Annotated in this window: 14 protein-coding genes; 2 read left to right on the top strand and 12 right to left on the bottom strand. The window is 34.2% G+C overall.

What is annotated here, in order from left to right; translation table 11 throughout:
* Positions 1-7 precede the first annotated feature (7 nt).
* Positions 8-2,020: a hypothetical protein gene (locus L3049_RS04485; protein ID WP_275108596.1), complete on the top strand. Its 2,013-nt coding sequence runs from the start codon at positions 8-10 to the stop codon at positions 2,018-2,020.
* Positions 2,021-2,176: 156 nt separating this feature from the next.
* Here the strand turns inward: L3049_RS04485 and L3049_RS04480 are convergent, their stop codons facing one another.
* The 11 genes from L3049_RS04480 to L3049_RS04430 form a co-directional block, all read right to left on the bottom strand.
* A complete protein-coding gene (locus L3049_RS04480; RefSeq protein WP_275108595.1) occupies positions 2,177-2,326 on the bottom strand; it encodes a hypothetical protein in 150 nt (49 codons plus the stop codon).
* A complete protein-coding gene (locus L3049_RS04475) occupies positions 2,326-2,877 on the bottom strand; it encodes a hypothetical protein (RefSeq protein WP_275108594.1) in 552 nt (183 codons plus the stop codon). The genes L3049_RS04480 and L3049_RS04475 overlap by 1 nt, the downstream gene beginning before the upstream one ends.
* A 111-nt stretch (positions 2,878-2,988) precedes the next feature.
* On the bottom strand, positions 2,989-3,285 hold the full coding sequence (locus L3049_RS04470; RefSeq protein ID WP_275108593.1) for an SEC-C domain-containing protein: 297 nt from the start codon (positions 3,283-3,285) through the stop codon (positions 2,989-2,991).
* 69 nt (positions 3,286-3,354) lie between these two features.
* On the bottom strand, positions 3,355-4,224 hold the full coding sequence (locus L3049_RS04465) for a hypothetical protein (protein WP_275108592.1): 870 nt from the start codon (positions 4,222-4,224) through the stop codon (positions 3,355-3,357).
* 362 nt (positions 4,225-4,586) lie between these two features.
* The gene (locus tag L3049_RS04460) at positions 4,587-5,822 is read right to left on the bottom strand and encodes a DUF3999 family protein (protein WP_275108591.1); all 1,236 of its coding nucleotides are present in this window, start codon (positions 5,820-5,822) and stop codon (positions 4,587-4,589) included.
* A 47-nt stretch (positions 5,823-5,869) separates the two neighbouring features.
* On the bottom strand, positions 5,870-8,254 hold the full coding sequence (locus tag L3049_RS04455; RefSeq protein WP_275108590.1) for a DUF2339 domain-containing protein: 2,385 nt from the start codon (positions 8,252-8,254) through the stop codon (positions 5,870-5,872).
* A gap of 156 nt (positions 8,255-8,410) precedes the next feature.
* Positions 8,411-9,151, bottom strand: a complete 741-nt coding sequence (locus L3049_RS04450) for a shikimate dehydrogenase family protein (RefSeq protein WP_275108589.1) — start codon at positions 9,149-9,151, stop codon at positions 8,411-8,413.
* A 6-nt stretch (positions 9,152-9,157) separates the two neighbouring features.
* On the bottom strand, positions 9,158-10,090 hold the full coding sequence (locus tag L3049_RS04445; protein WP_275108588.1) for a polyprenyl-phosphate transporter: 933 nt from the start codon (positions 10,088-10,090) through the stop codon (positions 9,158-9,160).
* A gap of 40 nt (positions 10,091-10,130) precedes the next feature.
* A complete protein-coding gene (locus L3049_RS04440; protein WP_275108587.1) occupies positions 10,131-11,534 on the bottom strand; it encodes a tetratricopeptide repeat protein in 1,404 nt (467 codons plus the stop codon).
* A 139-nt stretch (positions 11,535-11,673) separates the two neighbouring features.
* Entirely contained in the window at positions 11,674-11,979 is a 306-nt protein-coding gene (locus L3049_RS04435) for a DUF4301 family protein (RefSeq protein ID WP_275108586.1), read from the bottom strand.
* Position 11,980: 1 nt separating this feature from the next.
* The gene (locus L3049_RS04430) at positions 11,981-13,231 is read right to left on the bottom strand and encodes a DUF4301 family protein (protein ID WP_275108585.1); all 1,251 of its coding nucleotides are present in this window, start codon (positions 13,229-13,231) and stop codon (positions 11,981-11,983) included.
* A 263-nt stretch (positions 13,232-13,494) separates the two neighbouring features.
* Here L3049_RS04430 and mnmL point away from each other — a divergent pair, with 263 nt between their 5' ends.
* Positions 13,495-14,448, top strand: coding sequence for a tRNA modification radical SAM protein MnmL/YtqA (gene mnmL / locus L3049_RS04425; protein ID WP_275108584.1), 954 nt, complete (start codon positions 13,495-13,497; stop codon positions 14,446-14,448).
* Here mnmL and L3049_RS04420 read toward each other — a convergent pair whose 3' ends face one another.
* Entirely contained in the window at positions 14,449-15,177 is a 729-nt protein-coding gene (locus tag L3049_RS04420; protein WP_275108583.1) for a tetratricopeptide repeat protein, read from the bottom strand.
* Positions 15,178-15,214 lie beyond the last annotated feature (37 nt).

The raw sequence follows: 15,214 nt of genomic DNA, 5'->3' as shown, positions 1-15,214 counted from the left end.
CTTAATTATGAATTCAAGAAAAATAAATTTGCTGATCGTTTTCCTGCTAATATCATTTATTAGTATAGCACAGAAGTCTAGTAAAATCTATAAAAATGATTTATTCAAAGGCATGGAGGCAAGTGTTCAGACTGATATTGATACTGGACTCGGTAAGGCTAAAGTAAATTTCGATAAAGTTTTAGTAAAAGAACCAGAATCAGCAATGGCTAATTTGGGGCAAGCTATTGTTTACTCATTTGATAAATATTCGGGCAAAGATTATTTTAAAGCTTTGGGATACTTTAAAAAAGCCTATGCAACGCAATCTCAGTTTACTGCAGGAGATAAAGTTGTTTTAAACGATTTATTTTTAAAACTAGATAAAAGGCGTGGACATAGACCGGTAATTAAAAACATGGACTGGCTGCGCCTACAAATGGATGATAAGTTGATAAAATTTGTACGAGAGGAAAACAATACAGATTATGCTGAGAGGTTTTTAAATGAATTTCCTGAGTCTAAATACTATGTCAATGTTTCGCATATTTTGAATTATATAAAGTTTCGTGAAGCTGAGAATAAAAATACGCTTGCTGCATTTAATCAATTTTTAAAGGATTATCCTGAATCAGCTCAAGCTGATATTGCAATAAAGATGCGCAATGACTTAGCCTATAAAACTGCTATAAGTGAGGGATCATTTAATAGTTTGCGAAATTTTGTTGAAAAATATCCTGAGGCTGCTCAAGTTTATGAGGTTAAGAAATTAATGGAAGGAATGGCTTTTAAAGTTGCATCCGATAAACAGACACTTGAAGCTATTGAGCATTTTATGGCAGAATTTCCTAATTCATCAAAAATGTCAAAAGCTAAAGTTTTAAAACAGAAATTGCTTTTTGAATGGGCTAAAAGTGTAAATAGCATAGAGGCTTATAACAAATTTGTGTCTGCATTTCCTGAAGGCAAGCATTACATTGATATTTTTAATCTTAAAGCTAGTGTATTAGGAGAAGAGATCCTTAAGGATTTTGCAACGGAAAATTACAAGTTTGTAAAAGGATTCGATAACCAGCAGTTTAATGATTTTGGTGGTGGAATTGCCTCACGCCCAAATGGAGAGCTTTTAGTAGCTGCATCGTCGCGTAAAGCAGAGGGAGAGATGCACGATTCTTGGCTTTTAGGTTTAGATGCTAGTGGAAAAATGATTTGGAATAAGTTTTTAGGAAACCGTTTTGATGATACTGTAAATAAAGTTAGTGTAAGTGCTCAAAATGAAATTTATGTTGCAGGTATTACGGATGCCATAGTTGATAGTGTACAAGGGCAAGCCTGGATTTACAAGCTTGATGCCAATGGTAAAAATATTTTTAATCAAAGAATTGATATTGATGAAGTACTCGATTTTGTAGTTTATTCCGACAATAAAATTTTAATTGCTGGCTATAGCACAAACAAAAAAGATTCAACTTTTACGCCTGGTTTAGTAAAACTCAATGCCAATGGTAAAAAATTGTGGTCGCGTGCATACTCAAGCAAGGGTAAGGTTTATAATATTGCTAGTGATACCTCAGGTATTGCTTATGCTGCTGCGGGCAATTGGATATTTGCTATTAACCAGGCAGGTTATTTAAAATGGGATATTTTATTGGATCAAGGCTTAAAATCAACCGCCGTTGGTATTAATGGGAATAATAAAATCGTTTTTGCTGGTTTAAACGCTACAGGAGCTTTTGCAAGTGCATACAATATAGATGGGGAAAAGATTTGGGAATCACCCATTAGTGTTACTGGAAAAGGAAATATAGAACAAATTATAAGCTTAGCTGATAATAGTTTTGTTATTGCAGGAACATTTAATAATAAAATCAAAGTCGTCCATATTGATGAAGCAGGTAGTATAAAATCAGAAAAAGAATTTGCTTTGCCACAAGGGATAAAACTAAACGATTTAACTTTTACTGATGAAAATTTTGTAGCAATTAGTGCTACAAGATTAACGGAAAAAGGTGATTTAATTGTGTTTGAAATGGGGCTGTAAAAAAATGAATTCGGGTTTGGGCGGATAGCCCAATACAAAAATAAATAGGACAATATTGATTGATAATTTTCTTTTGTCCTCTTCATCTATGGGATCCAACATATTTTTGAATGTCGGGATGCTGCATTGATTCTATTGTTTTTTGAGTAGCAGGAATTAAATATGCTCAGCTTTGTTGCCGTCTGGTAATTCAACTAATTCATAATTAGTGCTTCTTCCTCTGCTCGCATCCTTTTCTCTGCTTTTGTTGCGGAGATTAGGGAGTTTATTCACCGCAAGTGCTTTTTTATTGTTAATAGAATCCATTATTCATTCTTAATTTTCCAATAGTGGAATCCCATTTTACTTTTATAAAACTCAATATTTATTTTTTCGCCTAAATTATGATTTTCCCAATATTTCAGATGGCATCTTAATTCAATAGCTTGTTCATTTATAAAAAAATGGAGTTTGTTATATCCTACAACACCGTAACCACCTTTTTTTTGAGTTTTATAAATCAAAGTTGAATTGAATGTTTTGTCCAAAGATGAATTGTATGAATTAATTTTCACGCCTACTATTAGTGCAATACCAATAAATCCTAATGAAAAATATAATCTTAGTTGTGAATAGTTTTTTATGTTTTTATTGACAGTCATAATAATTGGCTTCAATTTATATGTAACCATATAAGCTAACACAACCCCTATTACTCCCCAAATAAAACAGAATTTGTATGGTTCTACGTAATTTCCTATATCACCTCCAATTGCAATTGCACTTAAAGCAATACCGATAATCGGTAATGTCATAAAAATTATTCCTAAGAAAATATTTAAAGCCTGCTGTTGTCTTTTATCTTTTACTTTCTTCATGTTTTGATGCTGACTTAAAAGATTGCTTGTAACGGTATTGCTTAATTTTAGCGATTTAAATTAAAATCTTTAACGGATAGATCCAAAGAAGTAAGCCTAACAAATTTGTCTTTATTCAAGATTTCCACCACCTCCGATATCATTACCTGTTAAGTTGGTTGTAAATCGAATAGTTTGATGTCGATACTTTCTTTCTGATAGAATTTTGACTTTTTTACCTTCTCCATTTTTTCCCACAGAATAAAGTGCCATTTTCCCTTTCTTGCGAAGCTTTATCAAATGACAGTTTTTATATTTTTTACCACTATCGCAAAAGCATTTGTCATTTCGTTGGAATTCTATTAATTGTTCTTCCTCTTGCTCGGAAGAAGAAAAATAATTTAAAATGTTGTTTATAATAGTTCCCATTAATTTGTGTGTTTTTTTGCTAGATTAATCAACGGTCATGATACATTTAGCTTTTATTACCTGCTTTAGCTATTTCTTTTTAAAACGATCTTGTCGAGTCAAGCAGTATTTATCAATTACATAAAAGTATAAATCTCTCGTGAAATTTCTCCCTTGTAATAGATCTCTATTTATCTCATTTGGAATTATTGTACCTAGCAAAATAGAAGTTCTTGGATTGTAGGTATAAATTCTTTTATTTTCATTAAACCAAGGTAACTTATAGTAACTAGTACCTTTGGTTTGGTAATTCAAAGTATCACTTTGTCTGTAAACTGTAACGCTTGTGTATCCATAATCACTGAAAGCGTTTTTACGAATTAATTCTTTTGCCGATATTTGTAATATCTCACTATTTTGCAATTGATTTAAACAGTACGCTTTTTGTGACTCTTTAAGTTTCGAATTTTTAAAGTTCTTTTGAAGAAATAACTCTAGGTGTTTTAAAGCATTATTGTCTAGTAGTTCATGATTAAGCCCTAATTCTTTGAATATAGATTTAGTAGGGATTCGCTCCAATTCAAATAATAGTGAATCAATTTGATTTCTCGATACACAATCAATTGCATTTGGTTCAATAAAATATTCTTGTTTTAATGAATTTATTTCAATTTTGAATACTTCCATTGAATCCTTTGTAAATTTATTCAAAATCGTTTCATAACGAAATTTATCATCCTTCTTCAGCTTTTCAAGTAATTCAAAACCAGTAAAAATATTCATATTATAAACAGAGAAACTGTTTTTTAATGCGATGAGTTGATATGTTCTACCTTTCATGTTGTCAAAATCATTATTCTCATAGTCCACAATTTCGATCTTAACAATCGAATCAATTGTAGTTTGACCAGAAACTTGCAGTCCAATTATTATTAATAAAAGTGCTATGCTCTTTTTCATTTGCTATTGAAGGTAACGGTATGGCGATATGTTTCGTCACTTGTTTTGAAATATATCCGCCTGTTATCATTTTTTTGGCTGTGAATACCACTTAGGATAAATTATTTCAGCCCTTTTAAAAATAATTTGCCCTATTTAAAATTTCATTCCCTTTTGCATTGTCTATACCCCCGTGTATGGATATGTTCATTTTATAAAAAGAATTCATATCCTCTTTTGCAAAATAGATTGCATTCCCACTTCATTCGAAAGATTAGAATTCTCGAATTTATGAAAAGTACAGTGATTAACAAAAGGTTTTCTCTGTAAAGTCTATTGTGGGCTTTGAATAAAATGAATGAAAGTAAGAAAGCTTACTGTTTCTAGCTTTCTTCTGTTTTCTTCATCATTTTTAAGGTGAACCAAGCCAGTAGAAGTATCATAAGACCGATTATTCCCCAAAGCCATGTTTTGTTCATGAATAGACCTTCTTTTGGTGTTTTGGCTTTCTTTTTAATAACTTGTTCTTTACCTAAAGTAATTCCCGCAATTTCTTTCGGTATTTTATTCGAAAAACGGGCGATATCGTAATTGGGCTTACGTGAATGCTTGTTGCCATAGGTTAAGAAATAAGAGGCAGGTTCCTTAAAGCGAGCAAGCAGTTGCCAGATGTATCCGCTTACTTCAACACCACTTATTTTTAGCGCCTGATTATCTTGGTTGGAGATGATCACTTTTAAATGTTGAGCTTTTATGCTTTTGAATTTGAACACATTTTTTTCAAGTGACGATAAGGTTCCCGAAGTAATTGTTCTGTAATTGTATTTCCAGCCTTTTTCTGTTTTTACACTATCGGTAACATAGCGAATGCTAATTGGGCGATAGTAGTCGAAGCTTTCGTCTATCTTTATTGTCAGACTACTAATCAGAACAGGAGCTTCTAAATCAATGTCAATTTCGCTTGTTTTCCTCTTTTTGTTCTGATTTATCTCTTGTTTTTTAATCTGGTAATTTCTCAATTTTCCGTTCACCACTTCTTTGCGTAACAAGTTCGCTTTTTGCAATTCTGGTTTTTCATTGCTCGCTACGTGCAATCTGAAATAGGGAAAATTGGCCGCAGGGAAATTTACTTGTGTATGTTTGTAATCGGTGTGCTGATTACTAATGGATAGTATTCGGTAGTCTTCAATAATGGTGTACCAATCCTTTTGGTTTTGACTTCCTTGCAAAGAAACAGCCCAGTCGAAATTATCCTGTTTAAAATCCAACTGAATTTGATTGATTGCATCGGCCGTTGGTACTTTAAACGAATAGTAATATCCATTTTTATTGTGCGTGCTATTCAATAATTTAAAATCGACATGCTTTGTTTTAATCGTTTCTTTCGAGGCTTGAATTAAATAAGGTGCCTCCAACGTATCCTTGTTCGCTGAGATCCCAAGGATTCTAATATCCGATAAATCGGTAGAAAGCTTAGCGAATAAATCATTTGGCAAGTCTAGTTTATGCCACTGATCTGTAACTCCAATTAACTCTCTTTGGTAATCGTAGTCTTTTGCTTGTGCGAACGAATTGGTGCAAACAAAAAGGAACAGGTAGATACAGATTCTAGTTTTCATGATTAGAGTTTTATATGCTAAGGATCTTTCGATTCTTTTTTGTCTATTTAATTGATCTCGGTATCAGCTTCCTCAGAAATATTGCTTTTATACTTGTTGTATAGAAACGAGGTGATCAGAAGTAAGATTCCCAATGATACAAATACGATTGTTTTTGCGATTGTGCTCAGGTGCGAAATGTCGTAAAAGAATAGCTTAACGAGCGTAATGCCAAACCATCCGATTGCTGCAATTCGCAAATGCTTTTTGTTTTTCCATATCCCAAAAGAAATCAGTAATAAGGCATAAGATCCCCAAAGAATACTCAAACCAAGTTTGTACGATTGAGCAGATCCAGCAATGTCCATCCAGTTTAGCAATTCGCTGCTTAAGATCCACACGATAGAGGTAGCTAATAAATATTCGAAGCCAAGTCGTAAGCTTTTGGTGTTTAAACGCTCTTTAATTTGCATGTATAAAGCGCCCAAGGCTAATCCTGCAAATCCCATGGAAATGTATCGAATGATAATGTTAAAGGCGCCATGTTGAAAGTACTCCGATTGTTCGTTGTTCAAATAAGCCTCTCTTAATTCACTTATGGCATAAAGTCCTTGTGTTAGGAATAAAATCACCGTAAAGGCAAGTAAACCAGTGCAAGCATAATCGAGTTTTTTAATCTGAATTTTCTTGATATTAACAAAGGATAGCAGTGCAAAAAATAACAAAGAATAGTTAATGATCCATATGCTTTGAAAGTTCTTGATGTCAAAGTTTTTAATTGTGCGTGCATAGTCTTGGCCATCTGCTTGAACAGAAATTGCCGAATCGCTAAATACTTGTTTCCAGTAGGTATCGATCTCCATCCGTAAAGAAAAATAAAGGGTAAATAGTAAGATGGATGGCACTAGAAAGGAAATTGCTTTGCTAAGGAATTCCTTCGATGTGATTTGTGATGGATACTTCGGATTGTAATTGATTCGATTGATAAAGCCAAAGGAAACAATGAATAGTATAGCGCTAAGAAAATGTACGTTAAGTATAGGTGTAATTTTTGATAATGGATCGGATACATGATAGGAATAGTACATTTCGCTCCAGTCTTGTAGGATGCTAGAGAATGCCAAAATCATCATAGGATAGGACAGTAGCTCGTATATGGAGACTTTTTTAGTTCGCCCAATCCAGAATAAAAGAGCAGCTTCGGTAACCCAAAGTAGTGTAACCCAATTGCCATCTAATTGCACAGGTATGGTTATGGTGGTAAAAATCAGAACCAATCCAGATATCAGGTAAAAAATATTTTTGTCAGCAAGATTTCGTTTGTAAACGATAATACTTACGATGCTGTGTAAAATTGCGTTGCAAAGAGTGAAAAGGCCAAGATATTCATCGTGGTTTTTGCTCAAAAGCGCAATTCCGATGCCATAAAATATAAAAGAGTTGCTTAGCAATAAAGAGCTGTTGGTTTTCTCTAAAGCTTCTTTGCGAACCAATTTGTAAGCAAGGAACATGAGGTAGAAGGTTGCAAAAAACACAAACAAAAATGTGCTAGCAAGAGAAAAATGTTCATCGTAAGAATAATCTCCTACAAACCAAGAGAAATAGATTAGCCAACTTAAAGAGAATGCTGAATAGTATAATGGTTTCCAGTGTTTTTTAAAGGCAAGAAATAAAATTCCAATATTAATAATCGCCATATAGCTAAAAAGAACGGCAACTTTTCCCGAACCATCGCTAAGTAGGAATGGGACAGCATAAGCACCAACCAAACCAATGTGTGCAATTACTTGTTTGTTGTAATTAATCGCTGCAACTACTGTAAAAACAGTAAAGACGAGCATGAGTATAAAGGCAAGAGTTTGTGGAAAGAGTTCGTAAAAACTGTATGCTGCATAGGTAATAAAATACATGATTGCAATGGCGCCACTTACCAAAACGGCACTGTAACTTTCGTATTTTTCTTTTAGCTTAATTCCGAAGCCGAGTAAGCCGATACCAGCCAAATAACCCAAGATAATTCTGGTTAAAGGACTAATTAGATCATTGTCGATAGAATATTTTGCGCCAATAGACACACCAATCACCGTAATGATAATCCCAATTTTATTGATTAGATTTTCACCAATAAATTTCTCAAGATCTAGATTAGGAGCTTTATTTTTGCTAGCAATGGTTTCTTTTATTGCTGATTTTCGAGCTTTGTTTTTATCTGCAACGCTTTGTTTTATTTCTGGTACACTTGGAGTCTGTTCTTGTGGCGCTTTATACTCTAGTAAAATATCGTTCAGCGTTTCAACTTTTGGCTTTTCCTGTAGCGCTTGACTATCGGATTGCTGCAAACGAGTAATTTCGAAGCGTAAATCATTTATTTCATTTGAAAGTAATTCTTGCTTGTTCCAAAGAGATTCTTGTTTTCTCAGGAGCTCTTGTATCTTATCGTTTTTATCAGGCATCTGGTCGAATTTTGGGTATCCGCATTCGATTAGCTCAATGTCTAATATGAGTTAGTAGTCGAATGATAGTGAGTTCGAATTTATAAAAAGCATGCTAATTAAACAAAATATTTAATTAGAGCTTAGGTTTAAACGGAAAAGTGTATTCGGCTTAATTTATTGATTCCAGATTTTCCAATTTCTTTCTGCTTGAAGGAGAAGCATTTGCAATCCATTTATTGTTTGTGCACCTTTCTCAGCTCCTTTTTTCATGAAAAGAGTTTCTGCAGGATTGTACACCACATCGTACAAGAAATGATTCTTAGTTAGGAATTGGTATGGAATGTTTGGGCAAGTATCATCCTTTGGAAAGGTTCCAAGAGGTGTACAGTTCACAATAAGATGATAATCTTCCATTATTTGAGAAGTAAGCATCTCGTAGCTTAGTTTGTTTTCTCCTGCAGTTCTCGATACAAAAGTATAAGGGATTTCTAATTCCTCTAGTCCTGTGGCTACTGCTTTGGAAACGCCACCCGTTCCTAATATTAAGGCTTTTGGTTTTACCCCATTCAGAAACGGTTTTAGGGAATTCATAAAGCCATGAATATCGGTATTGTATCCGACAAGTTTGGCTTTGTTTGCATCGCGAATAATTTGAACCGAATTAACTGCACCAATTCGCTTTGCTAAGGGATCAATCTCATCAAGAAATTGAATCACATCTTGTTTGTATGGAATGGTAACACAAAATCCTTTTAGGTTCTTGTGTTGGTTTAGGATTTTTGGAAATTCACTTATTGCTGGCAGTTCAAAGTTTAAAAAATCGGCATTAACACCATCATTTTTAAATTTATCCGTAAAGTATTTCTTAGAGAAAGAATGCCCAAGAGGGTAGCCTAGAATTCCAAAAGTATCCATGAGATTTTATTTTGTTTCAGGAGAATATTTTTCCATGATCCAGATTAATAGAAAGCCAGCAATTGCAAGAAGGATTCCAAAAAGTAATTGAGAATCTTGTCCTTGTAGACTTTCGAAAGTATGTGGCAGGATCTTTTCTTGTAGTAGTGGTTTTTCAACTCCATGTCTATCAGTAAATGTAGAGATGGTTTCTTTCCATGGCCAAACCTTATTTAAAGAGCCAATCATAAAGCCTGATAAAAGAGCAATGGTCATATTGTGGTACTTTTTAAGTAGCCAGCTAAGCAGATTGGAGAAGCTTAATAAGCCTACCGCAGCACCGACTCCAACTACGGCAATAACATCGAATTTGAAATTGCTAAGAGCACTAAGCACAAATTCGTATTTGCCTAATAAAAGAAGAATGAAGGCTCCTGAAATACCTGGTAATATCATGGCGCAAATGGCTAAGGCTCCCGATAAGAACAGAAACCAATATGCATTTGTTGTTTCGGCTGGTGTGACTACGGTTACCATATAGGCAATTCCTATTCCAATAAGCATAGCTATAATGCTGCGTATTTTCCACTCTGTAATTTTTCTAGCAATGACTAGTGCAGAGGCTACAATTAAACCAAAGAAAAAGGACCAAATTAGAATAGGGTGTTCTTCTAGAAAATATGTAATAAGCGTCGCAAGTGATTTAATGCTAAGTAGAATTCCAAAGACCAAAGCTGCTAGAAAATTACCATTAACAGCTTTCCAAAAGTCAGTCAGTTTAAAATTAAGAAGTAGTTTAATTGTATTTAAATTGACAGATTTAATACTGTTGATAAGTTCTTCGTATATACCTGTTATAAATGCAATAGTTCCTCCAGAAACGCCTGGAACAACATCTGCTGCACCCATTCCCATACCTTTCAGGGCAATAATAATATAATCCTTAATTTGTCTAGACATAGTTAATGACTTGAGAATCAATAATGGCTTGTGCTAAGCGTTATTGTTTTGTTTGAATCAGTTTTGTAAAGAGTTTATTGTCCTTCAATTCAGGGAATTGTAGGAAGATGTCATCGATGTTTTCAGAATCAATATCAATGGCTTTTCTGATGTAATGCTCCGATGCACCTAAATCACCCGTAATTGCATAATATGCAGCCAAATTACTTAAGAGTTGTGGGCAATCTGGTGTTTGGTTAAGACCTTCCAAAAGCACATCAATTGCAGTATCTTCATTTTCATTCTGATGGTAATACTCCGCTAGTGTAATAGGGTAAGTTGAATCGTAAGGATCCAATTCGATCGCCTCTCTAAAGGCCTCTACCGCTTTTTGTGGAGATTCAGCTCTAGCATAAGCCGAGCCAAGAGCAAACCAATAATCAGAATTTGTATCGTCTAATGTTTTTGCCTTTTCAAGGTAGACCAAACTTTCGTCAATTTTATCTTGATACATCAGAATTAAGCCCATTCCAAACCAAGGGTCTGCAAGGTTTTCATCTGTTTTAATGGCAGTTTCGTAATTGATTAAAGCTTGCTCATATTCATTCAACTTCTCAAAGCATTCTCCTATATAAGAATAGGTTGATGCATGATCATCTTCAAATTCAAGATATTCAGTATAGCTTTTAATTGCGTCTTCGAAAAGCCCTTGATTAGCCAATGCATTCGCCTTGTTAAAGTAGGCTTTGCTGTGCTGATCATTTATTGCTAAGGTGTATTCGTATGCTTCTACGGCTCTTACAAAATTACCTACGCGATTAAACACAATGCCAATGTTGTACCATGCATTATCTGAAAAAGGATTCAATTCAAGAAATCGATCGTAGGTAACAATACTTTTTTCGTCTTGCCCGGTTTTTTCATAGCAATAGGCTAATTCAAACAAAACTTCCGAATCTTCTTCATCCAATTCTAAAGCTTCTTCTAAATAATCAATAGCTAGATGAAACTGACTTAATTGTTCAAAAGCCAATGCGATTCTAAATAAAAGGTCTTCTCGATTTTCATAACTTACTTCAAGGGCTTGGTCGAATTGAATTTTAGCACTGTGATGCTTTCCTAAAAGATTGTATATATTCCCTTTTAAAAGGAATATTTCTTTGTTAGTTGATTCAATGCTTTGCACTTTCTTCAAAATAGCAAGCGCCTCAAGATGTTGGCCCCGATCCACAAGGATTTGAGCCTTTTTAATTTGTAATGATATGGCAGCAGGGTGCTGCTTGTTAGCAATGTTCGAAACTTTTACTGCTTCCGAAAGATTGCTTTTTTCAATATAGTGATCAATGATGCTCTCAAATTCGTGCACATCGAAGTAATAAAGCGTTTCAGCTTTAACCATTTCTTCAAAGCGACTTACGAGCGTAAGTGCGTCATCATCAAGATAGTTTTCTGTATTATCTATCATCTACCAAATTAAAATGATTATTGCACTGCAAAAATAGGATTAATTTTAAAATATTCAAGTTAGAAGATATTAACAAAAATTAGTCCATTTTACTGTATTACCCAAAATAAAAGGCCTCAGTTAGCGAGGCCTTTGTTAATTATAAGTTTCTGTGTTCTACACGAAGCAAATCGAAAATTGTTTTAACCGGGTTAAAGGTGATTGTTGGAACTTCAACGAAAATTGTATTCCAATCAGCCATAGCACCATTCCATAATCCAGGTAATTCCATTGCTTTCAGGTCATTACCATTGTGTGATTTGTGCGAGATAAAACCAGTTTGTTTGTCAATAAATTGATGTAAGTCAAATTTCTTGCCTTTGTAGTTTTTAATTCCACAAACCAAATCGACAGGATTAAAATGTGTTGCTCTTTCTAGAATGTTCTTTTGTCTTACATCTGTCATGTCAACTTGTGAACCTTCCACAATCTGTAGAGAAACTGATCCATCTCCGTTTCTTTACCCAGAAAGGTCCACCACCTGGTTCTCCTTCATTTATCACCATTCCACAAACTCTAACAGGTCTGTTGAATTTCGAAATAAGGTATTGTTTTACCTTAGCTTGATCCTCTACCTTTAGGCTTGCTGGGGCTTTTGTACAAAGCTTTTCTTCCATAAATGTTAGCATTTCATCCAACAGTTCTGGAGTGATATTTTTGTCTTCTTCCAGCATTCTAAGGTAATCGAATAGGAATGCCTGATATTCTAATAGAACCCCTGCTAATGCTTTTTTGTACTGATAGGTCGTTTCCTTTAAACGATCGGGAACCACATTGTCAATATTCTTTATAAAGACAATATCAGCCTTTAATTCATTTAAATTTTCGATTAAAGCTCCGTGACCACCAGGTCTAAATAGAATCGATCCGTCTTCGTTACGGAAAGGTTCATTGTTTGGATCAACAGCGATTGTGTCGGTCGAAGGCTTTTGAACAGAATAGGCAACATTTAATGTGCCATTGTATTTTTCTTCAAAGGTTTCTCTGGTTTTGCTTAGGCGATCAGCAAATAGTTCTTTGTGATCTTCAGATACCGTTAGGTGGATCTGAGCATTACCATCAGTGTCTTTGGCGTAATTTAATGCTTCTACTAAATGCTCTTCGAAAGAGGTTCTAGAGAAATGTTTGTATCTGTGAAATTTGAGCAGACCTTTTGGCAAGCTCGCATAGTTGAGCCCTTTTTTTGTTAGAAGTAAAGCTAGAACCTGCTTGAATTGATTCTTATCGAGCATTTTCTCCAAGTCCATGTCATTTTCGGCAGCAATATTTCTCAAATCACCATAAAAAGCAAAATCTTCAAGTCTTTCGAAGAAGTTAAACATGGTTTCTGGACCTTTATCACAAAGGAGTTTTAAGTATTCATCTTCAGTGTCCTGATAGGTGTTTAAAAAGTCATATAGGATTTTAAACATTCTTGTCGCAGCTCCTGAGGCAGGTACAAATTTTAAAAGAGAAAGTTTCTTCGCATGTGCAGTAAACACTTCCTGATAAAATTCCAGTTCTTCATCACTAATTTGCGATATTCCGTCATCAATTGTAGCTGGCTTCTTAAGTTTCATTTTAGGAAAACCATTTTTGAAATTATTGATTTGTTCATCAATTCTTTCTGTATCAATCGATTTGGATTGAAATAGAGATAGGTCTTGTTTTGAAAACATGGTTAAAGTTTTGATTAAGTGTCTCAAGCAATATAAAGAATAGTTTCAATATATAAAGCGTCCTCACTGCTAAATATAAAAAATATTAACAGGTAAAGCTTCTTGTTTGTTGATTGATAATCATTTGTGATTGATGAGTTTAAGATATTGTGATCTTTGGGTTTGGGTAGAAAACGCTTTGTTTTATCTTGATAAATTCCAATTTGACGCTTTAGGCTTATTAAACTAATTTCTTTTGTATTTTTGCGATAAATTAATGGACTATGACTGATATGCAATTTCCTTGGGGGAAGAATAAAAGGTATAATGATTTTCCAAGTTCTTTCAAAAGAAGATTTTCGGAGCGAATTCAGAAAATATCAATAGATGCCGGCTTTACTTGTCCTAATAGGGATGGGAGTAAAGGTGTTGGCGGATGTACTTATTGCAACAACAACAGCTTTAATCCAGCTTACTGTAGCCCTAAAAAGTCCATTAGTGAGCAAATACTTTTAGGAATCGATTTTTTCAATGCCAAATACAAAGCACAATACTATCTTGCTTATTTCCAGGCTTACTCGAATACTTATGGTCACATCGATCATTTGAAAAAGATTTATGAGGAAGCATTATCGCACGATAAGGTAATTGGTTTGGTTATTGGAACTCGTCCTGATTGTGTGTCAGAATCTCTTTTAGAGTATTTAGAGGAACTGGCTAAAGATTATTATATCAGTATTGAGTATGGTGTGGAATCAGTGAATGATTTGGCATTGGAGTCGATTAATCGTGGTCATACCTACCAAGAAGCAGAAGATACAATCCTGAAAACCGCTAACAGAGGAATTCACATTGGAGCTCATTTGGTGAATGGATTGCCTTTTGATACGCCTAAAATGATGATCAAACACGCTGTTCAATTGTCTAATCTACCTATTGACACTTTAAAGTTGCACCAATTACAGATTTTGAATAACACTACCATGGCTAAGCAATACGAAGAAAAGCCTGAGCAATTTTATTTGTTCGAAATGGAAGAGTATCTCGATTTTGTGGTTGATGTTATCGAGCAAATCAATCCGAATGTGACGCTCGAACGATTTATAAATCAGGCACCAAAAGGCTGGTTGATTGCACCAAAATGGGGAATCAAAAACTTTGAGTTTGTTGATAAGTTAGATAAGAAACTGGTTGAAAGAGATACTTGGCAAGGGAAATTATTCCAAGTAAAAGATTAATTATCCCTTGATTTCTTTAAGTGCCTTTTTCGCTTTTGGGAAACCTAATTTTTCAGATTTCTTAATGTCAGCAATAGCAGCTTTCTTGTTTCCGTTTTTAAGATTGGCAATACCTCTTGCGAAATAAGCTCGTGTTAATTTTTTGTCGATCTTAATTGCTTTGTCATAGGCTTTTATTGCTTCTGCATAAGATTCTAAACAATCTAAAGCAACCGCTTTGTTGTAATAAACACCCGAAGAGTTTAGGCCATATTTAATAGAAATATTATAATCCTCAACAGCTCCTTTGTAGTCTTTTTCGTAGTATTTGCAGATTCCACGAAAGTGCAGTGCTTTAATGTTCCTGGGATTAATAGAAAGTAAGTGTGAATAATCTTTAATCGCAGATTTGTAATTCTTTTGATTCTCAAATAGAATTGCTCTGTTTAAATAAGCTTCTTCTTCAAATTTTTGTTTAGAAATAACAAAATTCAAGTCTTGAATCGCAACTCTGTTTTTGTTTAAGAAAGAATAGCAAATTGCTCTATTGTAATAGGCAGGAAGATAGTTTTTGTCTCCTTTAATTATTTCGGAAAATTCTTTAATCGCTTCAGCGTATTTTTTCTCTTCCAGTAATTCAATAGCATTCTCGTTGGCTCGATCTTCTTTGGATTTTTCACAACCAAAAATTATGAAAATAAGAACAATCAATAAAATACCAGCAGTAGTTTTTAGGTAGAAGTTAGTCATGTATAGTCGTTAGAGTTTATATGACTAATATACGCAA

The sequence above is a fragment of the Labilibaculum sp. DW002 genome, from assembly GCF_029029525.1.
In the GTDB taxonomy this organism is placed as follows: domain Bacteria; phylum Bacteroidota; class Bacteroidia; order Bacteroidales; family Marinifilaceae; genus Paralabilibaculum; species Paralabilibaculum antarcticum.
The sequence above is the reverse complement of the archived record's forward strand: the minus strand, read 5'-3'. Positions and strand labels throughout refer to the sequence as shown.

Bases quoted from the DNA above. Each gene is read 5' to 3' on its own strand.
- L3049_RS04455 (WP_275108590.1), bottom strand. From the start codon at position 8,254: ATGCCTGATAAAAACGATAAGATACAAGAGCTCCTGAGAAAACAAGAA.
- L3049_RS04460 (WP_275108591.1), bottom strand. From the start codon at position 5,822: ATGAAAACTAGAATCTGTATCTACCTGTTCCTTTTTGTTTGCACCAAT.
- L3049_RS04430 (WP_275108585.1), bottom strand. From the start codon at position 13,231: ATGTTTTCAAAACAAGACCTATCTCTATTTCAATCCAAATCGATTGAT.
- L3049_RS04465 (WP_275108592.1), bottom strand. From the start codon at position 4,224: ATGAAAAAGAGCATAGCACTTTTATTAATAATAATTGGACTGCAAGTT.
- L3049_RS04440 (WP_275108587.1), bottom strand. From the start codon at position 11,534: ATGATAGATAATACAGAAAACTATCTTGATGATGACGCACTTACGCTC.
- mnmL (WP_275108584.1), top strand. From the start codon at position 13,495: ATGACTGATATGCAATTTCCTTGGGGGAAGAATAAAAGGTATAATGAT.
- L3049_RS04420 (WP_275108583.1), bottom strand. From the start codon at position 15,177: ATGACTAACTTCTACCTAAAAACTACTGCTGGTATTTTATTGATTGTT.
- L3049_RS04435 (WP_275108586.1), bottom strand. From the start codon at position 11,979: ATGACAGATGTAAGACAAAAGAACATTCTAGAAAGAGCAACACATTTT.
- L3049_RS04485 (WP_275108596.1), top strand. From the start codon at position 8: ATGAATTCAAGAAAAATAAATTTGCTGATCGTTTTCCTGCTAATATCA.
- L3049_RS04480 (WP_275108595.1), bottom strand. From the start codon at position 2,326: ATGGATTCTATTAACAATAAAAAAGCACTTGCGGTGAATAAACTCCCT.
- L3049_RS04470 (WP_275108593.1), bottom strand. From the start codon at position 3,285: ATGGGAACTATTATAAACAACATTTTAAATTATTTTTCTTCTTCCGAG.
- L3049_RS04445 (WP_275108588.1), bottom strand. From the start codon at position 10,090: ATGTCTAGACAAATTAAGGATTATATTATTATTGCCCTGAAAGGTATG.
- L3049_RS04475 (WP_275108594.1), bottom strand. From the start codon at position 2,877: ATGAAGAAAGTAAAAGATAAAAGACAACAGCAGGCTTTAAATATTTTC.
- L3049_RS04450 (WP_275108589.1), bottom strand. From the start codon at position 9,151: ATGGATACTTTTGGAATTCTAGGCTACCCTCTTGGGCATTCTTTCTCT.